The following is a 24,732-nucleotide window of genomic DNA, read 5'->3' on the forward strand; positions in this document are numbered from 1 at the left end:
CCTACCCCAACCCGGTCAGCGATGGAAAACTCCACATCCAGGTATCGGGCAGTTCGCAGGAGCGCAACCTGGATATCCGGATTATGGATGCCAGGGGCGATCTGGTGATGAACCAGCCCTGGACCGTGAGCGGCACGGTAACGCGGGTGATTGATCTGTCGACACTTCCACCGGGAGCCTATATGCTGACCATCAGCGGCGACCAGGTGAATTATCACAAGAAGGTCATCCTTCTGACCCTTTATTAACCTTTCCTGCCTTCCCGGGGTGGTGCATCCAATGTTTTCAGGATACACCACCCCACAGGGGAAAGGCAATCTACGAAGTTCTTACTGCCAGGCTTTGTTCAGCTTGTTTCCTCCACAATGCCTTTCACTTTTTTCCTGCCATAAAACGTGGAACAAGATTTAAGCGTATGGCCTTGTTGATTTCCCGGTGGTTTTTTTTATAACTTTGCTCACTTTGCCGGCCTAACTGACTTGTATGATCAAAAAAGTACTTGTAGCCAACAGAGGTGAGATTGCAGTCAGGATCATGAGGTCGTGCCGCGAGATGGATATCCGGTCAGTGGCTGTTTTTTCGGAAGCCGACCGTAAATCCATGCACGTACGGTACGCAGATGAAGCCTATTTCATTGGCCCCTCACCTTCTTCCGAGAGTTACCTGAATATTGACAAGATCATTGCCGTTGCAAAACGTTCCCAGGTGGATGCGATCCATCCGGGGTATGGATTTTTATCTGAAAATGCTTCATTTGCAGAACGATGTGAAAAGGAGGGGATCATTTTTATCGGACCCTCTGCCTATTCCATGTCGACGATGGGGGATAAGCTTACGGCGCGGAAAACAATGATGGACAGCGGGGTGCCTGTCGTGCCAGGCACATCGGAAGTGCTCAAAAGTGTCGAAGATGCCAAACGCATCGCTCAGCAGATTGGCCTTCCCATCATGATCAAAGCTTCTGCCGGGGGAGGAGGGAAAGGTATGCGGCTTGTTCATTTTGAAAGTGACATTATCCAGGCATTTCGCGCTGCAAAGTCGGAAGCCAAATCGGCCTTCGGCGATGATACAGTTTATATCGAAAAGTATATCAACAATCCCCATCACATCGAATTCCAGATACTGGCCGACACGTTCGGCAATACCATTCATTTATTTGAAAGAGAGTGTTCCGTCCAGCGACGTCATCAGAAAGTGGTTGAAGAAACTCCGTCCCCCCTGATGAATCCTCAGCTAAGGGAAGAAATGGGCCGTAAGGCAGTGGCAGCTGCCAGAGCCGTCAACTACCAGGGTGCGGGAACGATCGAATTCATTGTGGATGACAACCTGAACTATTACTTCCTGGAGATGAATACACGTCTGCAGGTGGAGCATCCGATCACCGAACGCGTCGTTGGGGTCGACCTTGTGAAACAACAGATCAAAATAGCCAATGGTGAACCCCTGGCCCTTCAGCAGGATCAGCTTCGCCAGAACGGCCACGCCATTGAATGCCGTATTTATGCCGAAGATCCCGACAATAACTTTCTGCCCAGTCCGGGCAGGATCCAGCATATGACCGAACCACTGGGACTGGGAATACGCCACGATGGATATGTTTATGAGGGATATGAGATCCCTCACTATTACGATCCGCTTATATCCAAGCTGATCGTCTGGGGAGTGGATCGCGCGGAAGCCATCAAGCGAATGCGAAGAGCACTCCTTGCCTATAAAATTACGGGGATCAAAACCACCATCAAGTTTCTGCAGCGGATCATGGAGTGCCCCGATTTTCAGAATGGTAAATACACTACGCACTTTATCGAAGACCATAAAAAAGAGCTGCTGGAAATTGAACGCTGTGATCAGCAGTGTGAAGATGTGGCCATTATCACGGCATTTATGGATTATTTGACAAAACTTAATAAAGCAAGCCTGAATCCTCCGTCTGCCCGGACCCAGAGCAACTGGAAAATGGCAGGAAGACGACAGGGCATTCAGCGATTCTAACCGGTAACCCTACATCCTATGTCCTATGAAGTCAATCTGGGTAAACGTGTAGCAACTGTCGAGCTCATCTATCAGGAAGGAAATCAGATCAAAATTGCCGTGGATGACCGTATCTATGAGCTCGACCTGGTCATGGTCGAGGAAGGGATCTATTCCATCCTGCTGAATAACCAGTCCTACAACCTTGAGCTGATCCAGAATGGCACCAGAAGGAGGTACACCGTGAATACGTATCTTCGTTCCTACAATGTTGAGATTGTGGATGCGGAAACCAAGTATCTTCGCAGCCGTGAGCGAAGTCAGTTCGGAGAGGCTGAGAACCGTATTTTCTCACCCATGCCGGGCAAAGTGGTCAGCATTCCGGTGAAAATCGGCTTTCGCGTAAAACAGGGTCAAACCCTGGTCATCGTTTCGGCCATGAAGATGGAAAGTGAGTTTAAAGCCAAAAAAGATGGCGTTGTGAAAGATATACTGGTGAAGGAGGGGGCAACGGTTGACGGGAACCAGACACTGATACTGCTTGAATAGCTTGCAGCTTTAATCCAAAACAGAACCCTATGTCATCACACGAAGAAAAATTCAAACAGCTGGAGATCAGAAATATCCTGGCTGAGCAGGGTGGGGGCAAGGAGCGGATTGACCGGCAGCATCAGGCCGGCCGGAAAACAGCCAGGGAAAGGATCACCGATCTGCTTGATCCCGGTACGTTTGTCGAAATGGACAAATTTGTCACGCACAGGGCGACAGACTTCGGGATGGATAAGAACAGGATCCTTGGTGATGGTTTGGTGTCGGGTCATGGTAAAATAGATGGAAGGCTGGTTTTTGTCTTTGCGCAGGACTTTACGGTTTTTGGAGGCACGCTGAGCCGCGCCAATGCCGATAAGATCGTAAAGGTCGTGCAGCATGCCATGAAAGTGGGCGCCCCTGTCATCGGGCTGAACGACTCAGGAGGTGCCCGGATCCAGGAAGGGGTGGAAAGCCTGGGAGGATACGCCGACATTTTCTACCTCAATGTGATGGGATCGGGAGTGATCCCGCAGATCTCCGCAATCCTCGGCCCCTGTGCCGGAGGAGCTGTCTATTCTCCCGCCATGACCGATTTTATCTTTATGGTGAAGGATTCCAGCTATATGTTCGTTACCGGACCGGATGTGATCAAAGCCGTTACACACGAGGAGGTGACCAAGGATGAACTGGGCGGAGCCATGACGCATAATACCAAAAGCGGGGTGGCCCATTTTGTGGCGGAGAACGATGAACAGTGCATGATGATGATCCGCGAACTGATGACGTTCCTTCCCTCCAATAACCTGGAGGATCCTCCGATGAAACCCTGCACCGACGATATCCACCGTGAGGATGAACGGTTGCAAAAGTTCATCCCCGTTGATGCCAAAACCCCCTACGACATGAAGGAGATCATCAAGACCGTGGTGGATGATTATCACTTTTTTGAGGTCATGCCGTATTACGCACAGAATATGATCGTTGGATTTGCCCGCCTGGGAGGTCGTCCCGTTGGCATCGTGGCCAACCAGCCCGAAAATCTGGCCGGTGTCCTGGATATCAACTCGGCTGTCAAAGGCGCACGCTTTGTAAGGTTTTGCGATGCCTTCAACATCCCGCTGATCACCTTCGTGGATGTCCCTGGCTTCCTGCCGGGCACGGCACAGGAATTTGGCGGCATCATCAAACACGGCTCCAAACTTCTTTATGCCTTCTGCGAGGCTACGGTTCCCAAGATCACCGTCATCACCCGGAAAGCATACGGTGGAGCCTACGATGTTATGTCGAGCAAACATATCGGCGCAGATGTGAATTTTGCCTACCCCATGGCCGAGATCGCCGTGATGGGACCCGAGGGAGCCGTGAACATCATCTTCCGCGACCGCCTCTCGGATGAAGATAAAGCCGCCGCTGTGGAGGATTACAAGAAAACTTTCGCAAGTCCTTACAAAGCTGCTGAACTGGGTTACATCGATGAGATCATCCTGCCAAAACAGACACGCTTCAAACTGATCCAGGCCCTGGAAATGACGCAGAACAAGAGCAAGACCAATCCACTGAAAAAGCATGGAAACATACCGTTGTAAGAAATGAGAGAGGAGAGAGGAGAGAGGAGAAATGAGAGATATTTCATTATTTATTTCTCATCTCTCCTTTCTCCTTTCTCCTCTCTCCTCTCAAAAAAGGTCATATGCGTAACATCGGATCCTATATCGGCAAATCATTACTTTATCTCCTGATTCTCGCACTGGGGTTCCTGATCCTCAACTACCTGACCTGCCCGGTCTTTGAATTTTCCGAACCAGCTCCCTTCTCAGGCAATAAGCTGTATAATCCCTACCAGAACCTCGATTCAGTGGTATGGAGAAAAGGTAATTTTCAGGTACAGTCAAAAGCCTGGGGCGGGATAACGGATGGCCGTAAGAATTCAAATGAACTGATCTTCGATGTATACAGACAGCTTGGATATGATATCATTGCCATTTCTGACTATCAGAAGATCAATACCTGGGGCTCTGACCAGCCGGGATATGTCCCGGTCTATGAGCATGGTTTCGGCATTGAAAAGAACCATCATGTGCTGATCGGTGCGCATAAGGTCATCTGGAATGATTATCCGCTTTTTCAGAACCTTCATCATAAGCAACAAATCCTTAACCGGTTGAGAGCTTCCAGTGATCTGGTATATGTTGCCCATCCGGAATTCACCAGGGATTATCCGGCGGAAGAGATGAAATGGCTGTCGAATTATGATGGCATTGAGGTGCTCAACGGCTTCAGGAAATCAATCGAACACTGGGACACAGCCCTTTCGGCCGGACGTTATGTGACCATTCTGGCCAATGATGATGCCCACGATGTGTCCAATCCTGATGAGATCGGGCAATTCTGCACGTTCATCCACTCACCCGGCAATACCTCCGGTGAGATCATCCCTTCCTTGAAAAGGGGACGATCCTACGGAGCGGAGATTCCCCGCCCCCTGGGAGAATCCATGGAACAAAAAGCCCGGCGGCACCGGCATCTGCCCCGGTTGGAAAAGGCAAGGCTTGCAGGGGACACACTCGTTGTTGAAATGGATTCAGCTGCGGCTGAATTCAGGTTCATTGGCCAGGGCGGAACGGTCCGTTCAAGGCAGGTGGGAGCGAAACAGGCTACGTATGTTATTTCTCCGGAAGACACGTATATTCGCACCGAGATCGCTTACCCCGACGGCACAACGCTTTACCTGAACCCCGTGGCACGCTATAAGGAAACAGTCCCGTCCAACCCCCCCGCATTCAGGATCAATCAGCAAAAAACCTGGCTCCTCCGCGGCCTGACCTTCACCGGCCTGATCCTATTGTGGATTTTTTACCGACGTAAAAAATAAATCGATGACAACATATCTACCGACATGTCATCGCTACGCGATGATAACGGTATTTTTTATCTCTCCTTTCTCCTTTCTCCTCTCTCCTTTCTCCTATCAAACCATTTTCCGGGGATCAACCCACTCTCTGAACTGCTCTTCCGTCACCAGTCCCAGCTCCAGGGCTGCTTCCCGAAGCGTTTTGTTTTCAGTGTGCGCTTTCTTGGCAATCCTGGCCGAGTTGTCGTACCCGATGTGGGGATTCAATGCCGTGACCAGCATCAATGAGTTTTCAAGGTTTTTCTGGATGTTGGGTAAATTGGGTTGAATATCGGCAACACAGTGATCGGTGAACGAAACACACGCATCTCCCAGCAAGCGTGCCGAGTGGAGGAGATTGGAGATCATGACGGGTTTGAATACGTTCAGCTGGAAATGCCCGTTCATTCCTCCGATATTGATGGCAACGTCATTTCCAATTACCTGTGCGCACACCATGGTGAGCGCTTCCGGCTGGGTGGGATTTACTTTTCCGGGCATGATCGAGGATCCGGGTTCATTGGCCGGAAGGATGATCTCACTGTATCCGCACCGGGGGCCCGACGAAAGCAGGCGGATGTTGCTGGCAATATGCATCAGGCTTACAGCAAGGGTTTTCAGTGCTCCGGAGGTTTCCACCATCGCATCGTGAGCTGAAAGCGCCTCGAATTTGTTGGGGGCGGTGATGAAGGGATGCCCGGATAGTTCTGCGATCTTTCGGGCAACAAGCTCAGAATAACCCTTTGGGGTATTGATGCCGGTTCCCACAGCCGTTCCTCCCAGGGCCAGTTCCTGGAGATGGGACAGGGTGTTTTTCAGGGCCTTCAGTCCGTGATCCAGCTGGGAAGCATAACCCGAAAATTCCTGTCCCAGCGTCAGGGGAGTGGCGTCCATCAGGTGCGTGCGGCCTGTTTTTACGATATTTTTGAATTCTTTCGCTTTACCGGCCAGGGCGTCGCGCAGCTTTTCCACTCCCGGAATGGTCGTTTCCACCACCATTTTGTACCCGGCAATGTGCATGGCCGTAGGAAAGGTATCATTGGATGACTGTGATTTATTGACGTCATCATTGGGATGGATGAAGCGCTGTCCTTCTCCAAGCACCCCGCCTTTTAATACGTGGGCCCTGTTGGCCACCACTTCGTTCACGTTCATGTTGGATTGGGTACCTGACCCCGTCTGCCAGATCACCAGCGGAAAGTGGTCATCGAGCTTACCCTCATGGATCTCATCGCATACCTGGCAGATCAGGTCCTTCTTTTCAGCAGGCAGGACGCCAAGGTCAAAATTGGCCAGTGCAGCTGCCTTTTTCAGAATGGCAAAGGCCTTGATGATTTCTATGGGCATCGTGCCCGTTCCAATTTTAAAGTTGTCCTTTGACCGTTGTGTCTGTGCACCCCAGTACCGATCGGCAGGAACCTCAACCGTTCCCATCGTGTCTTTTTCAATGCGTGTCTTCATGATAAATCCTGATTCAATTGTTAAACTGTTAAATTGTCAAATTGTCAAATTGTCAAATTGTCAAATTGTTCTATTGTTCAATTGTGCTTCTGCCTTTTGCTGACCGCCGACCCGCCGACCTGCCGACCCGTCGACCCGCCTCAGAACTCCATCAGGTACGCTTTGATGAATCCGTCGATTTCACCGTCCATCACGGCCTGCACGTTGCCTGTTTCATGCCCGGTACGCAGGTCCTTCACCATTTTATAAGGCTGCATCACATAACTCCGGATCTGTGAGCCCCATTCGATTCTTTTCTTGGACCCTTCAATTTTAGCCTGCTCCTCTTTCTTTTTCCGGAGTTCGATCTCATAGAGCTGCGACCTGAGCATTTGGATGGCCTTGTCTTTATTTTGCAGTTGTGACCTGGTTTCCTGGCATTCGATGATGATGCCGCTTTTATGCCTTAACCTGACAGCGGTCTCCACTTTGTTTACGTTCTGTCCGCCCGGGCCGCTGGAACGAAAAAAATCCCAGGTGATGTCGGCGGGATTGATCTCGATATGAATGTTCTCATCCACCACCGGGTAGGCGTACACCGAGGCAAACGAAGTGTGACGGCGGCTGTTGGAATCAAAAGGGGAGATCCGGACAAGACGGTGTACACCATTCTCGCCCTTGAGGTAACCATAAGCAAATTCACCGTCAAATTCAAGTGAAACCGACTTGATCCCGGCAGTGTCGCCTTCCTGGTAGTCCAGTTCCCTGATCTTGTAATTATGCCGCTCACCCCACCGGATATACATCCGCATCAGCATCTGGGCCCAGTCCTGGCTTTCCGTACCACCGGCGCCAGGGTTGATCGTGACAATGGCGCTGAGCCGGTCCTCTTCCCCGCTCAGCATTTTCATGAACTCCATGTCCTCGATGTGCTTGAGGGCAAGTTCATACCGGCGGTCCAGATCGCTCTCAGTGGTTTCTCCACCTTCAAAAAATTCAAAAATCACCAGCAGGTCGTCAAAATGACTCCGGGTTGTGTTAAAATTCCCCGTCCAGACTTTTTTATCCCGGATGGATTTCAGCACTCCTTCTGCTTTTTTGGGATCGTCCCAGAAACCGGGCTCTTGGGTCAGTTTTTCTTCTTCTTCGATCTGGCTTTTTTTGACATCAATGTCAAAGGTACCTCCTCAAGGCCTCCAGCCTTTTCTCCAGATCCCTGATCTGTTCAATCGAAACCATAATTCCAACTTTCTACTTAAAAATTATTTCTCCTCTCTCCTCTCTCCTCTCTCCTTTCTCCTCTCTCCTTTCTCCTCTCTCCTCTCTCCTCTCAAAATATTTCTCTCACCACTCCCCACACCAGCTCACCCTCAAATCCTTTTCCCATTGCAAAGGTAGCCAATTTCTTCCTGGCAACCTCCCGATCTGTTTCGTGCAATGAATTTAATCGTTGAAGAAGGATCTTTTTCAGCATGGAAACATAATCATCCCTGTCGATCGCTTCCAGTCCCCCCTTAATGGACCCTTCAGGGATATGAAGCCGCATCATCTCCAGGGCGATTTTGATCTTCCCCCATTTATTGATCCGGAACTTACCCAGGGCAAACTCCCTTGCAAACCGGTCTTCATCAATGAAATTCTCATTCATCAATTGTTGCAGGATGTCTTCTGACTGAGATGCGGTTGCACCCCAGAACAATAGCTTCTGTTTCACCTGTTGGCGGCATTTTTCATCCCGGGCACAGCAGGACTGAGCTTTTTGCAAAAGCTCTCTGTATTTCTTATCTGCATCCTGATTCATAGGATCAAGCTTTGGGAACATTCAATGAACCTGCAGGGTAATCCGTTGCAGGAGGGCTGAGTGATTGGCTGATGGGCGAAAACGTATTCCGGAATGCCTGCTATTGGACTTCCTCGAAAAGTTTCATCTCGTCCAGAAAATTCATTACCTGCTTCACCGACTGGGCGGATTCAGCAAGCAGTGCTTTCTCCTCCTTGTTCAGTTCGATTTCAATGATGCGATCCACGCCATATTTCCCCAGCATAACGGGAACGCCCATATAAATATCTTTCAATCCGTATTCACCCTGGAGGTAGGCACAGCAGGGGAATATCCTCTTTTGGTCGTCCACGATGGCCTCCACCATCTGGGCTGCGGCAGCGCCGGGGGCATACCAGGCAGAGGTGCCGAGAAGTTCCACAACCTCGCCGCCGCCCTTTCTTGTCCTTTCAACGATCCTGTCGATGGAGTCCCTGTCGAGCAACTGCTGTATTGGAATCCCGTTCACGGAAGTATACCGCGGCAGGGGTACCATATGGTCACCGTGGCCACCCAGCGATAGGGACAGGATATCTCTTGGTGAAACATTCAGTGCTTCTGCGACGAATGCCCTGTAACGGCCTGTGTCAAGAATGCCGGCCATTCCGAACACCCTCTGTGGAGGCTTGTTGGCTGCAAGGTAGGCGCAATAGGTCATCACATCCAGGGGATTCGAAACCACGATGATGATCGCCTCCGGTGAGTATTTAACGGCTTTTTCCGTCACTTCCTTGACAATGACCGCATTGGTCTTGATGAGCTCATCGCGCGACATTCCTGTCTTCCGCGGAAGACCTGATGTGATGACCACCACCCCGGAACCTTTCGTCCGGATGTAATCATTGGTCACTCCTACCACACGTGTATTAAAGTTACTGATGGAAGATGTCTGCCAGATATCCAGGGCTTTCCCTTCCGCCATTCCCTTTTTTATATCCACCATGACCACCTCCCTGGCGAGATCCTTGTGCGCAATTACATTTGCAACCGTGGCACCTACATTACCGGCACCGATGATGCTGATTTTATCCATAAAGAAAGAGATTAAGGTTTGAAAATACGGCTATTCAGGGCAAAAACCCGCGTGATCCAATGAATGAACAAATATAGGTAAATTCATGTGATCATTGGCAGTTTTTCTGACCTTTTTCGGTGCGTTCGACACATTGTGCATCAACAACGGCAACGGTCACCATATTGACAATCTCCGATACCGACGTCCCCATTTGCAGAATATGGACCGACTTTCTGAGCCCGTTCAGGATGGGCCCGATCACTTCAAATTTCCCGATTTCCTGCATCAGTTTATAGGCAATGTTCCCGGCAGTCAGGTACGGGAAGATGAGTATGTTGGCAGGTCCGCTGACCAGCTTTGAAAATGGGAAGTCCTCCTTCAGGATTTCGTTGTTCAATGCATAATTGGCCTGCATTTCACCATCCACGATCAGATCGGGGTAATCCCTGTGGAGGATTTCAATCGCTTCCCGCTGCATGGTCGGGACCCTTCCGGTGTTGGAACCGAAATTGGAATACGAAACAAAAGCTACTCTTGGTGTTATGTTGAATTGCTGCACAGCATAGACCGTCTGCAGCGTGATCTCGATCAGCTGCTCCTTGGTCGGATTTTTATTCACCGTACAATCTGCGAAGAAGTAGGGTTGTTCTTTGGCATTGATGATATACATTCCCGAAACCAGGTCGGCTCCCTGTTTTTTCCCGATGATGTCGAGTACAGGGTTCAGGGTGTCGGGGTAGTTGCGGGTCAGGCCCGAGATCATGGCGTCGGCGTAGCCGTGTTCGACCAGCATGGGAGCGAAATAATTGCGGTGATGCATGATCTCCCGGGCAACGCTCAGGGTTACGCCCCTGCGCTGCATCTTCCGGAAATAATTTTCCGCAAACATCTCCAGGCGTTCTTTTTCCTCCGGGGCCTTGGGATTGATGATCTCCACATCGGGAAGCTCCAGGGCATTCTCTTCGATGATTTTTTCAATGACCTGGCGGTCACCCAGAAGGATCGGATGGGCCAGTTCTTCAGATACCACGATCTCAGCTGCTTTCAGGAGCTTATAGTTCTCCGCTTCGGCGAAAACCACCCGTTTGGGGTCTTTTTTTGCTTTGCCCTTGATATGCCTTATCACGGGATTGGCAAACCCCAGCCGTTTGCCCAGTTCATCAAGATAGGCATCCCAATCGGTGACCGGCTGACGAGCAACTCCGCTTTCCATGGCCGCTCTTGCAACAGCGGGTGCGACGCGCATGATCAGCCGCGGATCCAGCGCCTTGGGTATGATATAATCCTTTCCAAAGCTCAGATTGTGGGCATGGTAGGCAAGGTTCACCTCCTCGGGGACGGGCTCTTTGGCCAGCTCGGCAAGCGCCCTTGCAGCAGCCAGTTTCATCTCGTCGTTGATCTTGGTGGCCCTGACATCCATGGCTCCCCTGAAAATGAAGGGGAATCCCAGCACATTGTTCACCTGGTTCGGGTAATCGGAACGGCCTGTGGCCATGATGATATCATCCCGCGTTGAACAGGCTTCGTCATACAGGATCTCCGGTACCGGATTGGCCAGGGCAAAAACGATCGGATGGGGGGCCATCTTTTGAAGGTACTCTTTCTTAAGAACCCCGGCAACGGATAATCCCAGGAACATGTCCGCTCCGACCAGCGCCTCTTCAAGTGAATGAATGTTCCGGTCAGTGGTGAATTGCTGTTTGATCTTGTTCAGGTCCTTGCGGTCCTTGTGCAGAACACCCTTGCTGTCGAACATGACGATGTTCTCTCTTCTGATCCCCAGTTTGATATAAAGACGTGTACAGGAAATGGCGGCAGCCCCCGCACCGTTGATGACGATTTTCACATCGGCAATATTCCTGCCTGTGATCTCAATGGCATTCAACAGCCCGGCAGAGGTGATGATGGCCGTGCCATGCTGGTCATCGTGCATCACAGGTATGTCAAGTGCTTCCTTGATACGGTCCTCGATCTCGAAACATTCCGGTGCTTTTACGTCTTCCAGGTTGATGCCGCCAAAGGTCGGAGCAATCAGGATCACTGTTTCCACAAACTTGTCAATGTCTTTCGTGTCGATCTCGATGTCAAAAACATCGATGTCAGCGAATACCTTGAAAAGGAGCCCTTTCCCTTCCATGACCGGTTTGCCTGCATCGGCCCCGATATCCCCAAGTCCCAGCACAGCGGTCCCGTTCGAAATAACGGCCACCAGGTTGCCTTTGGCCGTATATTTATAGATGTCATCCGGATTTTTCTGTATCTCCAAACAGGGTTCAGCTACACCGGGGGTGTACGCCAACGACAGATCACGCTGGGTCGAGTAGGGTTTTGTCGGTATCACCTCCAGCTTTCCCGGCCTTCCAAGCATATGATATGACAGAGCATCTTTGCGAATTTTCGGATCCATAAATTGAAATTTTATTGTTAATAAATTAACACAAAACTACGAAACAATTCCATTGAACCTGAACAGTCCCTATTATTTTTTATCGAGGAATTGACGCGAAAGGAAAGGCAGGGTGCCGATTGCTTCCTGTTTTGATTTTAATGAAAAATTGTATTTTTGCACCCTGTTTTCGCCAAAGTCTTGAACCTGAAGCTATGTATGCCTATATTGAAGGTAAATTAGTGGAAACCTCTCCGGCGCACGCTGTGCTGGAAAGCAACGGAATAGGTTATTTCCTGAACATTTCACTTCAGACCTATTCCAGCATTAAGGAGGAGACGCAGTGCCGGCTGTACACGCACCTTGTGGTGCGCGAAGATGCCCTGCTGCTGTTTGGTTTCCACGATCCGGAAGAACGCCGTCTGTTCAGGGAACTAATCACCGTTTCAGGGATCGGTGCCAATACGGCCCGGCTCATCCTTTCCTCCCTGACAACCGCTGAACTGACCGATGCCATTGTGGGTAATCGTGTTGCACTTCTGCAGTCCATTAAGGGAATTGGATCCAAAACCGCCCAGCGGATCGTGCTCGACCTGAAAGATAAGCTTTCCAGAGGTGAGCCATCCAGAGAAATAATGGATTTCCGATACAATACCAACAGGGATGCTGCGTTATCAGGTTTAACCATGTTGGGTTTTAATAAAAAATTGGCTGACAAGACATTGGATAAAATTTTACAAGACCCGCAACTCAATCTTGGTAAGCCTGGAAGCCTGTCGGTCGAAGAATTGATCCGGCAGGCCCTCAAATTGTTGTAAGATCAGTTTTTCAGTTTATGATTAAATGATTTCGTGTTTTCGTGCGGCTCGATAGATACGTGAAATATATCATCTCCCTGGGTATTCTGTTGCTTGGTTCATCTGTTCTATCAGCCGGTGGGGTACGGCTATGGCCCTCCTCCCCGTATCTGTTGCGACCCGACAGCATCCCGTCCGACGACACAACCGGTGCCGGCTTGCCTTATCCCTTTCAGGATCAGACAGGTTATCCCGGAATCGAACCCGACTATGAAAATCCGCTTTACCTGAAGCCACCCTCCTCCATCACCACCAATGTTGAATACGATTACGATAACAACCAGTACCTCATCCAGCGTAAGATCGGCACCTTGAATTACCGGACACCCGTACCGATGAGCGCACAGGAATACCGGGAATTTGATTTGCGGCAGTCGCTGGAAAGCTACTGGAATGAACGGTCCATGGCCACCCAATCCACCCGGCGGTCGGGCCTGATCCCGCAGATCCACCTGGGAGGGGAGGTGTTCGACCGTATCTTCGGGAGCAATACCATTGATATCCGGCCTCAGGGTTCAGCCGAGCTTATTTTCGGGGTCCTGTCGAACCGGCGTGAAGATCCTGCACTCAGCGTCAGGCAGCGTCGTACGACCAACTTCGATTTTGACGAAAAGATCCAGCTGAATGTCGTTGCGAAGATCGGTGACAAAATCGAGTTCAATACAAACTATAATACAGAGGCTTCCTTTGATTTTGAGAATAAACTCAAGCTTCGTTATGAAGGGAAAGAAGATGAGATCCTTCAGCTGATCGAAGCCGGAGATGTCACCCTGCCCCTGAACAGCACCCTGATCACGGGCAGCCAGAGCCTTTTTGGACTGAAGACGCAGCTGAGGTTTGGACGTGCTACGGTAACTGCAGTCTATTCGGAGCAAAAAAGCGAGATGACCAGCGTGACGGTCGAAGGGGGTGCACAGACCACACCCTACAACGTCACTGCAGATGAGTACGAAGAGAACAGGCATTTCTTCCTTGCAGAGTATTTCCGTGATCATTATGAAGAAGGGCTGGCCAGCCTCCCGGTGATCACTTCCAGTATCAATATCACCAAGCTGGAGGTCTGGGTCACCAATGTCGGCGCAGCTGTTGAGGAGAACAGGAACATTGTTGCATTTTCAGACCTCGGGGAGACGACCCCTTTCAACAGCTCGGTGGTGCCGGGCAACATTCCCGGAGGCTATCCGTCCAATGCCTCCAACAATCTCCTTTCGATGCTGGATTCCAATTCTGTGAGGAATATCAATGTTGTCAGCGACTACCTGAACCTGCACCCGGCCGGATTCGTATCCGGCATTGATTATGAAAAGGTAGAAAGCGCCCGTAAGCTCAAATCCAACGAGTATAATTTCAACGGCAAGCTGGGATTCATCTCCCTCAATACCACGATCAATCCTGATCAGGTGCTGGCTGTTGCGTTCCAGTATACCGTCATCGGACTTGACAGCGTCGTCTATCAGGTCGGGGAATTCTCCGACCAGGGAATCAGCCCTCCCGGCTGCCTGATGGTGAAAATGTTGAAAAGTACGGCAGTCAATACAAAACATCCCATGTGGGACCTGATGATGAAGAACGTATACGCGATCGGGGCTTACCAGGTCAATACGGAAGATTTCGTTTTAAATATCCTTTATTCAGGAAATGAGAGCAGTGTGCCAACCGGTTACCTGACGGAAGGTCCTGAAAATATCAAGGGTGTTCCCCTCATTCAGGTCCTGAACCTGGATAATCTTGATCCTAAAAGCAATCCGCCCAACGACGGTATGTTTGACTTCATTGATTACGCTGCCACCCAGGGGGGTACGATCCAGTCATCCAACGGCCGGATCTACTTTACGGTACTGGAACCTTTCGGAAGTTATCTCCGACGGCAATTCGGTGACCAGACCGAACTGGCGGATAAGTACGCCTACGACTCGCTGTATCGTTTGACAAAGTACAATGCACAGCAATATCCCGAAAAGAACAAATTCAGCCTGGATGGTGTCTACAAATCCTCATCCGGTTCTGAAATTTCACTGAATGCCCTGAATGTGCCCCAGGGATCCGTTACGGTCACCGCCGGCGGGATCCCCCTGACTGAAAATGTTGACTATACGGTGGATTACACCCTGGGCCGCGTCAGGATCATCAACGAGGGTATCCTGAACTCCGGAACCCCGATCAACATCTCGATGGAATCCAATAAAATGTTCAACATTCAGACGCAGCGGCTGGTAGGAGCCCACGTGGATTATCTTGTCAACGAAAACCTCAACCTGGGAGGGACGATCCTGAACCTTCGTGAACGTCCCCTCACACAAAAGACCAATTATGGCGATGATCCCATTTCCAATACCCTCTGGGGACTGGATATGAATTACGAAACGGAATGGCCATTACTGACCGCACTGGTCGACAAGTTGCCCCTGTTCTCGACAAAAGCACCTTCCCGCGTTGCGTTTGAAGGTGAGTTTGCACAATTCCTGCCCGGACATTCCAGAGCCATCGGAGAATCGGGTACTTCCTATATCGACGATTTTGAAGGCGCCAAGTCAACCATCGACATGAAAAATTACATTACGTGGTTTTTGGCAAGCACACCGCAGGATCCGGTCAACTTCCCCGAAGGCATCCTGAACAATAATCTCCAGTATGGATTTAACAGGTCAAAACTGGCCTGGTACATTATTGATCCGCTTTTTTACCAGGAGTCCGGTACATTGAAACCACCCAACATAACCAAAGACGAACTGTCGAACCATTATGTAAGGTATGTGCCTGAGCGTGAGGTTTTTCCCAACGTCGATCCTCCCAACAACCAGCCCGTGAACCTGGCCGTTTTCAACCTGGCCTATTATCCTTCCCAACGGGGCCCTTATAACTACGACGTGGAACCTACCGGTTTCTCTGCCGGGATCAATGAAAATGGATTGCTGAATGACCCTGCCTCCCGATGGGCAGGCATCATGCGAAAGATTGAAACAACCGACTTCGAGTCCACCAATGTTGAATACATCGAATTCTGGATGATGGATCCATTCGCGGAAGGTTCTACCAACAGCGGTAAAGGAGGTAAACTGGTCTTTCACCTGGGGGATATTTCGGAGGATCTGCTGAAGGACTCCAGGAAAAGTTACGAGAATGGACTGCCTGTCGATGAGGAAGTCGTGAATGTTGATACGACCGTCTGGGGCAGGGTTCCCCGCCTGCAGGCCCTGGTCAATTCATTCGATAACAACATCGCCTCCCGGCCTTATCAGGATGTCGGATATGATGGCCTTCCGACAGAGGATGAACGGTTTTTCTTTGAAGACAGTTACCTCAACAGGATCCTGAACCGCTTCGGATCAACGAATGTTCCAGCCTACCGAAACGCCTACGACGATCCTTCTGCAGATAACTATCATTATTTCAGGGGAGCTGATTTCGACGACGATCCCCTCTATGCAAGCATCCTTGAAAGGTACAAGAACTTCAGCCACCCGGATGGAAACTCACCCAGCGATGATCAGAACCTGGAGGCCTACCCGACATCCGCCACACAGCTGCCCAATGTGGAAGACATTAACAACGACAATACACTGAATGAAACCGAAAGGTATTACGAATATGTTGTTGATATTGATTCAGGCTCGTTTGAGATCGGTAAGAATTATATTACCGACCGTCGCCATGTGACTAACATCAAGCTGGAAAATGGAAAAACAGGGGAGATTACCTGGTATCAGTTCAAGATCCCCGTGACAAGCCCTGAACGCGTGATCGGCAACATCCAGGATTTCCAGTCCATCCGCTTCATGCGCATGCTGCTGGATGGCTTTGATGAGGATGTTGTTTTGCGTTTTGCAACGCTTGAACTGGTCAGAGGTGAATGGCGCAGGTATAAATACAATCTCCTTTTCCCGGGAGAATACATTCCGGATGACATTCAAAATCAGACCTCTTTTGATATTTCAACGGTCAGTTACGAAGAAAATGGCGACAGGGATCCCATCCCGTACGTGATTCCTCCCGGAATAGAAAGGGAAATAAACCTGGCAACAACCAATCTTCAGCAGTTGAATGAGCAGGCCATGGTACTGGATGTCTGCAATCTCATCGATGGGGATGCCAAAGCGGCCTATAAGACAACGGCCTTTGACATCAGGCAGTACAAGCGGTTGCAAATGTTCATCCATGCCGAGGATTCAGATCCCAATCAAACCATGATAGACGGGGATCTGACCCTCTTCATCCGGCTGGGCGCCGACTTTACGGAAAATTATTATGAATACGAGATCCCGTTGAAACTTACACCTTGGTTTACGACCAACCCTGATCTGATCTGGCCTGAGGAGAACCGTCTTAACCTCGAATTGGAAAAACTGGTCGATGCCAAAATCCAGCGGAATGACGCCATCGAAAACGGTCAGCTGATTTCGACGGCGCAGGCTTTTGTTACCTGGGACGGCGAAAGAAAAATTACCGTCCTGGGTACGCCCAGCATCAGTGATGTGAAGGCTATGATGATTGGCATCCGAAATCCCAAAAAGACGAGCTTGACCGACGACGATGACGGATTGCCCAAGTGCGCGGAGATCTGGATCAACGAACTTCGCCTGACGGATTTTGATGATAAGGCCGGGTGGGCTGCCACCGGACGACTGAGCGCCAACCTGGCTGATCTTGGGAACATCATGGTCAGTGGCTTGCACAGTACCCCTGGATTCGGAAGCATTGAGAAAAAAGTGAACCAGCGGAAAAAAGAAACCACAAGCCAGCTGGATGTCGCCACAAACATTGACCTCGGAAAATTCATCCCTGAAAAGGTCGGAATGCGGATCCCCATGCACTTCGACTATTCACAGGTAACATCCAATCCCCAGTACAATCCGCTCGACCCGGATATCCTCTACAAAGAAGAAATCAAAAATATGAACAACGCTGAGAAGGACTCCCTGAAGGTTCGCTCTCAGACATTCACCAAACGGAAAAACCTCAATTTTGTCAACGTCAGAAAAGAAAGGGTCGGACTCAGGAACAGGGTCAATATCTGGGATATTGAAAATTTTAACTTCACCTATTCTTTTCAGGAAATTTACAACCGGAGCCCGGATATTGATTATGACCAGCTGAAACGTCACAGGGGAGGATTTGGGTACACCTATTCCATTGAACCGAAGAACATTTCTCCCTTCTCGAAAATCAAATCCAAATACCTGGCCCTTATACGGGACTTCAATTTCTACCTGACGCCCAGGCTGTTCAGCTTCCGCACAGAGATGGACCGCCAGTACAGTGAGCGTAAACTCCGTAACAAGAGCACTGCACTCATCATTATCGAGCCAACGTATCTGAAGGATTGGGACTGGATCCGGTCGTTGGACTTGAAATGGGACCTCACCCGGTCACTGAGGTTCGACTACTCGTCAACCACCAACGCGTTCATCTACGAGCCTCCTGGACGCATTGACAAGGAGTCTCCTGCCTGGCCCGGCTACAAGGAGCAGATCTGGGATGAAATCGGGAAATTGGGTTCCACCAACGTATTCACGCATCTTTACAACGTGAATTACAATGTACCCATTGGCAAATTGCCTCTTTTGGACTGGATTACGCTGATGCTTCGCTACAGCGGAACGTACCGTTGGACTGCCTCGGCAAAGTCGGTGCAGTCAACGCTCGGAAATTCAATAGCCAACTCCTCCGACTTTCAGCTGAACCCTTCCATACGACTGACCACCCTTTACAACAAGGTCGGGTTCCTCAAGAAAATCAATCAATCGTCACAGCAACCGCAACGGCAGCAAAAAAAACCCTCCGCGCAGGAAAATAAGGATAAACAGCAGGAAGACACATCCGACACCACCAAGACCAAACCGCATGTCAACTATTTTAAGGTGATCGGGGAAGGTTTTTTAAGATTGCTGATGAGCGTAAGGGATGTGAACCTGACATATGGGCTGGATAATGGCACCACGTTCCCGGGATTCATACCTGAACCCAACCTGCTCGGGGTCAATGTCCAGAAAATGGCACCCGGATTTGGGTTCGTCTTTGGCGGCCAGAAAGACATACGGGCAACAGCCGTGTCAGAACAATGGATTACCAGCAGCCCGTTGTTGAACCTTCCTTACATGACCAAGAAATCCACCGACCTGACCTACCGCGTCAATATGGAACCATTCCGCGATTTCAGGTTTGAAGTCACGGGTGACTGGAGGGAGACATTTTCTCACGAGGAATATTTCAAAGCAGATACGTTTGGGATTTTTAATTCTTTTGCGCAGGTCGACCGGGGGAGTTTCAGCATGACGTACTGGATGCTGAAGACTGCCTTCGTTAAGGATGAGAAGAACAATGTATCCCCTGTTTTTGAGAATTTTCTCGATAACAGGGATGAGGTCGCCTTCCGCCTGGCCAGGGAAAATCCCAACTGGAACGGTAATGTTGTTGATTCAACCGGATTCCCGCAGGGTTATGGACCTTCTTCCCAGGCAGTCCTGACACCGGCTTTCCTGGCAGCTTATGCCGACATACCTGTCGATCGTGTCTTTTTGGATGCCTTTCCTGCATTCCCTTATCCGAACTGGAGACTGACCTACAATGGACTGAACCGTATCGATGCGCTTAAAAGTGTATTCAGAAATGCCAGTATAAGCCATACGTACAGGTCCGTTTACAGCATCACCACCTTTGTAACCAACCTTGACTATCGTGAGAACGGTGAACATCCGGGGCACCCTTCAGCGCTCGACGCCTCCGGAAATTACATATCCGAATACCGGATTGAGCAAATTTCGATCAACGAACAGTTTTCACCCTTGATCACCCTTGATCTGACGTGGATGAACAATCTGCTGACCCGTGTCGAAATGCGTAAATCCAGGAATCTGTCACTCAGCTTTGTCAATAATCAGCTCACCGAGGTGACCAGCAATGAATTCATTGTCGGACTGGGCTACCGGATCATGGACGTTGAATTTATGATCTCCTCCCTTGGCGGAGGAGGCAAAAAGACCCGCCTCAAGAGCGACCTCAATCTCAAGGTGGATTTTTCACTCAAGTCGAATAAGACCATCCTGAGGAGGATCGATGAAGTATATAACCTGATATCGACCGGACAGAAGATTTTTTCCATCAACACATCAGCTGATTACAATATCAACCAGCAACTGGCGATTCGCTTTTATTTCGATATGACCATCAATAATCCCTATACATCGAATCAGTTCAGGAACTCCACCACCCGTGGCGGCATCAGCCTGCGCTTCACCCTCGCACAATAAAACTTTGTGCCTCTGTGCCTTTGTGCCTTTGTGCCTTTGTGCCTCTGTGCCTCTGTGCCTCTGTGCCTTTGTGCCTCTGTGCCTTTGTGCCTCTGTGCCTCTGTGCCTTTGTGCCTAAAAAAAAATATTCCCCCCTCATCACCTCATCAACCAACAATTTTCCTAATTTTGACATTCTAACTTCTAAATTTTTGAATTTATATGAAAGTACCTGATAATCTGCTATTTACTGAAGACCATGAATGGTTGAGAGTAGAAAATGAATTTGGATACATCGGTGTCACTGATTTCGCCCAGAGTGAGCTCGGTGACGTTGTATTCCTTGAAGTGGAAACAGTCGGCGAATCATTGTCAAAGGGGGAAACGTTCGGTACCATTGAGGCCGTCAAAACCGTATCGGATATCTTTATGCCGGTATCGGGCGAAATTGTCGAATTCAATGAATCCCTTGCAGATCAACCGGAACTGGTCAATAAGGATCCTTACGGTGATGGCTGGATCGTAAAAATAAGGATCAGTGACGTTTCTGAACTGGACGAACTGCTGAATGCGGAAGGGTACAGGCAGGTCATCGGTGCCTGATGAATGGCCTGTAGTTGACGCTTGAACTGATTCATTCAGGCATACTATTTGATGCATTTTTATTCATAAAATAATTTGTAAATTTCCTGTAAAAGACCTATCTTGGCAGGTTGAATTCAAAAAACGATTAAAACGAAACACCATGGATCCACGTAAAACTGAAAAATCCGACCTTGAAAGTAAACGGACGCTCTTCACACAGATTGGTTTAATCGTTGTTTTGGCCATCGTTCTGCTTGCATTTGAATGGAAGCAATACGAACGTGCAAAATTGGAACTGGGTGCAAGGGATAACATTGAAGTCATCGAAGAGGTGATCATTCAAACCGAACAGGAAATGGCCAAACCACCGGCTCCCACCCCCCCGCCTCAGACAACCATCCTTGAAATCGTTGATGATGACGTCACCATTGAGGATGACATCATGATCGATGCTGAATCGGATGAGAACACACAGATGGAAGAATATGTGGCGCCACCGCCTTCAGCTGTTGAGGCAGATGAAGAAGAAATCGAAGAGGCTGAGATCTTTACTGTTGTTGAAGAATCTCCTTCCTTTCCCGGAGGTGAGGAAGCCCGCATCCGGTTCCTGCAGGAAAATATCGAATATCCGCAGATGGCCAGGGAAAGTGGCATCCAGGGCACGGTTTATATGACATTCGTCGTTGAGCCATCCGGATCAGTGAGCGCTGTACGGGTGCTGAGAGGTATTGGGGGAGGTTGTGATGAAGAAGCCATCCGCGTGATCCAGAAAATGCCCAGGTGGAATCCCGGAAAACAGCGCGGGAAGCCCGTCAGGGTCCAGTTCACGATGCCCATCAAGTTTACGCTCCAGGGATAAACAATCATCCTCAACTTTTAAGGCGCCTGACCCGTTGCATTGAATGGGTCAGGCGTCTTCATTTCTGAGATGCGCGTAAAGTGCAATGCCTTTCTGTCTTCCGATGACTTGCTGGATTTCTTCCAGGGAAGCCTTACGGATACCCCGCACGGACTTGAAGGTTCTGAGCAGTTTTTGTGCATAGGTTTTCCCAATTCCGGGAATGGAGGTAAGTTCAGTCTTAATGGTGCCCTTTTCCCTGCGCTTGCGGTGATGGGTGATGCCAAACCGGTGCGCTTCATTTCTCAACTGCTGGATCAACTTCAGGCTCTCCGACTTCTTATCCAGGTAAAGGGGGAGGGGATCCCCGGGATAATAGATCTCCTCCAGCTTTTTGGCAATGCCGATGATTGCAATTTTGTTCCTGATCCCAAGCTCTTCCAGGCTCGACGAGGCGGCGTGGACCTGTCCTTTACCTCCGTCAATGATGATCAGCTGGGGCAAGTCACCTTTTTCTTCCAGTACCCTGCTGTAACGCCGGGATATGATCTCTTTCATCGTAGCATAATCATCAGGTCCTTCAACCTCTTTTATGTTGAAATGCCTGTACTCTTTTTTATCCGGTTTTCCATTTCTGAAAACCACCATGGCTGCAACCGGATATTTCCCCTGGATATTCGAATTGTCAAAACATTCAATGCGCACGGGCATTTCTTTCAGGCGCAGGTCCTTCATCAGGGTGGTCAGGATCCGGTTCGAATGACGCTCAGGATCCACCAGTTCACGCTGTTTTTCTTTCTCTGCCTGTAGATACCTGGCATTTCGCTCAGATAAATCAAGCAGCTTTTTTTTATCACCCCTCCGGGGAACCGTCAGGATGACATCCGGGTACGCCAGATCCAGGGCAACCGGAATGATCATTTCGGGTGCATCGCTGCTGAAACGCTGCCGGAAATCAGCGATGGCCAGTTCAAGCAATTCCTCATCCGGCTCGTCCATTTTTTTCCGTATCTCGATGGTGTGGGCCTGGACAATGGCACCGTTCACTACCTTGAGGTAATTTACATACCCGTAACGTTCATCGGATACGATCGAAAACACATCCGCATGGTGAATATTCGGATTGACGACCAATGACTTACTCTGATAGCGTTCCAGCAGGATGAGCTTCTCCTTGACCATCTGCGCCTTCTCAAATTCAAGACCGGCAGCGTAATCCTTCATCAAACCCTGCAGCTGTTCAATCACCGTATGAATGTTCCCTTTGATGATCTCCTGGATGGATGCGACCGATGCCCTATAGTCCTCATCAGACTGCAATCCTTCACAGGGACCCTTGCAATTGCCGATGTGGTATTCGAGACATACCTTGAATTTTTTGCGCCTGATATTCGCCGGTGACAGATGGAGCGAACAATTGCGCAGGGGATAGAGCACACGGATAAGTTCCAGCAATGTCTTCATCATCCTGACGGAGCCATAGGGCCCGAAATAACGGGATCCGTCGTGCACCACGGTACGTGTCGGGAATACCCTCGGAAAGGGTTCATTTTTGACACAGATCCACGGGAATGTTTTATCATCCTTCCATTGAACATTGTACCGGGGCTGGTATTTCTTGATCAGGTTGTTCTCCAGCAGGATGGCATCCAGCTCTGTATCCACTACCATGTGTTGTATGTCGGCAATGTTGCTGACCAGCACCCTTACCTTTCCGCTGAGGGAGGTGTCTTTGTTGAAATAGGAGGATACGCGTTTTTTGAGATTTTTTGCTTTTCCAATATAAATAATTTTACCGTCTTTGTCAAGATATTGATAGATCCCGGGTCTTTCCGGCATTGTCCGGATCAGCGGCTCCAGATGGTCCATCCCCTTCCTCATTTCTCCTCTCTCCTTTCTCCTCTCTCCTCCCTCCTCTCTCCTCCCTCCTCTCTCCTCTCTCCTTTCTCCTCTCTCCTCTCTCCTCTCTCCTCTCTCCTCTCTTTGAACGCATCCCATCCCTGAGCCCTCAGCGGCACCTGGGTCCCTGACCGGGTTATGAGATTCATACCGCTGGCCTGATGGGTCATATGACCGATCACCGTGATTTCCTGATCATCCTTTAATGTGTCGTAGTCGTGTATGTCAATGGTAAAGAGCAGTTCATAATCTTCCCCGCCGTTCAGGGCGCAGATGGTGGGATCAATGCCCATTTCCTGTGCCATCGCAAGCGTTGCAGGATCAACGGGAATCTTTTCCTCATAGATCGCGCAGCCGGTTTCTGAATCCGTACAGATATGCAAAACCTCGGAGGCAAGCCCGTCCGAAATATCGATCATTGCGGTGGGTTTTACCTTCAATGCCTTGAGTTTCCTGACGATGTCCACTCTGGCCTCGGGCTTCAGCTGCCGCTGAAGAATATAATCGTTACCCCCGAGATCAGGCTGGATGGAAGGATCGGCGTTAAAGACCTTCTTCTCCCTTTCGAGCAATAAAAGCCCCATGTATGCAGCCCCCAGGTCACCGCTCACACAGATCAGGTCATTTTCCCTGGCCGTATCCCTGTAGGTAATGTCGCTCTCCTCTGCCTCACCCAGGACCGTGAGCGACATCATCAGGCCTGTCACGCTTGAGGAGGTATCCCCTCCGATGAGGTCAACCTGATAACGGTCACACGCCAGTTGAATGCCGGAGTAGATTTCCTCAATGGCCTCCAGCGAAAACCGGTTCGAAACGGCTATGCTGACGGTCAGATGAGCGGGCAGGGAATTCATGGCCGCGATATCCGAAAAATTGACGATGGCTGCCTTATATCCCAGATGTTTCAATGGGGTGAAGGTCAGATCAAAATGGACTCCCTCAAGAAGCAGATCCGTAGAGACCAGGATCTTTTTGCCCTGGTAATCCAGTACAGCCGCATCATCGCCCACTCCTTTGATCGTAGCGGGCTGCCGGTGTCTGATGTTGCGGGTCAGATGATCGATCAGACCAAATTCACCCAGTTCGGATAGTTCTGTTCGTTTCTTTCTGTTGTCGAACATAAGATCAATTATTTTCAAAACCGGTACAAAGATAGGGGATTACGGGATCGTACCGATCTATGTCAAAAAGCTGCAAGCGCTGAACATTCCCCTGACCTTGTTGTTTTATAATGTGGGCTTTAAATAAGATGACGCAATAATTCGTAATTTTGCC

At 49.7% G+C, this 24,732-nt stretch carries 16 protein-coding genes; 9 read left to right on the forward strand and 7 right to left on the reverse strand.

Annotation, left to right across the window (positions count from 1 at the left end; genetic code table 11):
* The 5 genes from PKI34_12575 to PKI34_12595 all read left to right on the forward strand — a co-directional run.
* On the forward strand, positions 1-248 hold a 248-nt coding region (locus PKI34_12575), incomplete at its 5' end, for a T9SS type A sorting domain-containing protein (protein ID HNS18644.1).
* Positions 249-483: 235 nt separating this feature from the next.
* Entirely contained in the window at positions 484-1,992 is a 1,509-nt protein-coding gene (accC, locus tag PKI34_12580) for an acetyl-CoA carboxylase biotin carboxylase subunit (protein ID HNS18645.1), read from the forward strand.
* 18 nt (positions 1,993-2,010) lie between these two features.
* Positions 2,011-2,520: a biotin/lipoyl-binding protein gene (locus PKI34_12585; GenBank protein HNS18646.1), complete on the forward strand. Its 510-nt coding sequence runs from the start codon at positions 2,011-2,013 to the stop codon at positions 2,518-2,520.
* 29 nt (positions 2,521-2,549) lie between these two features.
* Entirely contained in the window at positions 2,550-4,088 is a 1,539-nt protein-coding gene (locus tag PKI34_12590; protein ID HNS18647.1) for an acyl-CoA carboxylase subunit beta, read from the forward strand.
* A gap of 104 nt (positions 4,089-4,192) precedes the next feature.
* Positions 4,193-5,374: a hypothetical protein gene (locus PKI34_12595; GenBank protein HNS18648.1), complete on the forward strand. Its 1,182-nt coding sequence runs from the start codon at positions 4,193-4,195 to the stop codon at positions 5,372-5,374.
* Positions 5,375-5,470: 96 nt separating this feature from the next.
* On the opposite strand, the gene fumC is transcribed toward PKI34_12595, so the two are convergent.
* The 5 genes from fumC to PKI34_12620 all read right to left on the reverse strand — a co-directional run bounded on the left by fumC (position 5,471) and on the right by PKI34_12620 (position 12,073).
* Positions 5,471-6,853 (reverse strand): class II fumarate hydratase, encoded by a 1,383-nt coding sequence (gene fumC / locus PKI34_12600; GenBank protein ID HNS18649.1) that lies wholly within the window; start codon positions 6,851-6,853, stop codon positions 5,471-5,473.
* Positions 6,854-6,993: 140 nt separating this feature from the next.
* Positions 6,994-8,071 (reverse strand): peptide chain release factor 2 gene (prfB, locus tag PKI34_12605; protein HNS18650.1). Its coding sequence is split into 2 segments (ribosomal slippage): positions 6,994-8,007 and positions 8,009-8,071, totalling 1,077 coding nucleotides; the frame shifts between segments, so codons are not numbered across the junction.
* A gap of 91 nt (positions 8,072-8,162) precedes the next feature.
* Positions 8,163-8,633 (reverse strand): regulatory protein RecX, encoded by a 471-nt coding sequence (locus PKI34_12610; GenBank protein ID HNS18651.1) that lies wholly within the window; start codon positions 8,631-8,633, stop codon positions 8,163-8,165.
* Positions 8,634-8,733: 100 nt separating this feature from the next.
* A complete protein-coding gene (gene mdh, locus PKI34_12615) occupies positions 8,734-9,684 on the reverse strand; it encodes a malate dehydrogenase (GenBank protein ID HNS18652.1) in 951 nt (316 codons plus the stop codon).
* Between the two features lie 91 nt (positions 9,685-9,775).
* Entirely contained in the window at positions 9,776-12,073 is a 2,298-nt protein-coding gene (locus PKI34_12620; protein HNS18653.1) for an NADP-dependent malic enzyme, read from the reverse strand.
* A gap of 194 nt (positions 12,074-12,267) precedes the next feature.
* Here PKI34_12620 and ruvA point away from each other — a divergent pair, with 194 nt between their 5' ends.
* The 4 genes from ruvA to PKI34_12640 all read left to right on the forward strand — a co-directional run bounded on the left by ruvA (position 12,268) and on the right by PKI34_12640 (position 21,579).
* Positions 12,268-12,870, forward strand: a complete 603-nt coding sequence (gene ruvA / locus PKI34_12625; GenBank protein ID HNS18654.1) for a Holliday junction branch migration protein RuvA — start codon at positions 12,268-12,270, stop codon at positions 12,868-12,870.
* A 59-nt stretch (positions 12,871-12,929) separates the two neighbouring features.
* A complete protein-coding gene (sprA, locus tag PKI34_12630; protein HNS18655.1) occupies positions 12,930-20,156 on the forward strand; it encodes a cell surface protein SprA in 7,227 nt (2,408 codons plus the stop codon).
* 201 nt (positions 20,157-20,357) lie between these two features.
* The gene (gene gcvH, locus PKI34_12635; GenBank protein HNS18656.1) at positions 20,358-20,738 is read left to right on the forward strand and encodes a glycine cleavage system protein GcvH; all 381 of its coding nucleotides are present in this window, start codon (positions 20,358-20,360) and stop codon (positions 20,736-20,738) included.
* Positions 20,739-20,880: 142 nt separating this feature from the next.
* Positions 20,881-21,579: an energy transducer TonB gene (locus PKI34_12640; protein HNS18657.1), complete on the forward strand. Its 699-nt coding sequence runs from the start codon at positions 20,881-20,883 to the stop codon at positions 21,577-21,579.
* Between the two features lie 48 nt (positions 21,580-21,627).
* Here the strand turns inward: PKI34_12640 and uvrC are convergent, their stop codons facing one another.
* Together uvrC and thiL are read right to left on the reverse strand one after the other, a co-directional pair.
* Positions 21,628-23,439 carry an excinuclease ABC subunit UvrC gene (gene uvrC / locus PKI34_12645; GenBank protein HNS18658.1) on the reverse strand — a complete coding sequence of 604 codons (1,812 nt, stop codon included), beginning with the start codon at positions 23,437-23,439 and terminating at the stop codon, positions 21,628-21,630.
* Entirely contained in the window at positions 23,436-24,578 is a 1,143-nt protein-coding gene (gene thiL / locus PKI34_12650; GenBank protein ID HNS18659.1) for a thiamine-phosphate kinase, read from the reverse strand. Before thiL ends, uvrC begins: the two co-directional genes overlap by 4 nt.
* Positions 24,579-24,732: the final 154 nt, after the last annotated feature.

This window comes from Bacteroidales bacterium (assembly GCA_035342335.1).
Lineage (GTDB): Bacteria > Bacteroidota > Bacteroidia > Bacteroidales > JAGONC01 > JAGONC01.

Excerpts from the sequence above, each read along its gene's own strand:
- fumC (HNS18649.1), bottom strand. The coding sequence starts at position 6,853 with ATGAAGACACGCATTGAAAAAGACACGATGGGAACGGTTGAGGTTCCT.
- thiL (HNS18659.1), bottom strand. The coding sequence starts at position 24,578 with ATGTTCGACAACAGAAAGAAACGAACAGAACTATCCGAACTGGGTGAA.
- PKI34_12585 (HNS18646.1), top strand. The coding sequence starts at position 2,011 with ATGTCCTATGAAGTCAATCTGGGTAAACGTGTAGCAACTGTCGAGCTC.
- gcvH (HNS18656.1), top strand. The coding sequence starts at position 20,358 with ATGAAAGTACCTGATAATCTGCTATTTACTGAAGACCATGAATGGTTG.
- PKI34_12620 (HNS18653.1), bottom strand. The coding sequence starts at position 12,073 with ATGGATCCGAAAATTCGCAAAGATGCTCTGTCATATCATATGCTTGGA.
- mdh (HNS18652.1), bottom strand. The coding sequence starts at position 9,684 with ATGGATAAAATCAGCATCATCGGTGCCGGTAATGTAGGTGCCACGGTT.
- ruvA (HNS18654.1), top strand. The coding sequence starts at position 12,268 with ATGTATGCCTATATTGAAGGTAAATTAGTGGAAACCTCTCCGGCGCAC.
- accC (HNS18645.1), top strand. The coding sequence starts at position 484 with ATGATCAAAAAAGTACTTGTAGCCAACAGAGGTGAGATTGCAGTCAGG.
- PKI34_12610 (HNS18651.1), bottom strand. The coding sequence starts at position 8,633 with ATGAATCAGGATGCAGATAAGAAATACAGAGAGCTTTTGCAAAAAGCT.
- PKI34_12595 (HNS18648.1), top strand. The coding sequence starts at position 4,193 with ATGCGTAACATCGGATCCTATATCGGCAAATCATTACTTTATCTCCTG.
- uvrC (HNS18658.1), bottom strand. The coding sequence starts at position 23,439 with ATGAGGAAGGGGATGGACCATCTGGAGCCGCTGATCCGGACAATGCCG.
- PKI34_12640 (HNS18657.1), top strand. The coding sequence starts at position 20,881 with ATGGATCCACGTAAAACTGAAAAATCCGACCTTGAAAGTAAACGGACG.
- PKI34_12590 (HNS18647.1), top strand. The coding sequence starts at position 2,550 with ATGTCATCACACGAAGAAAAATTCAAACAGCTGGAGATCAGAAATATC.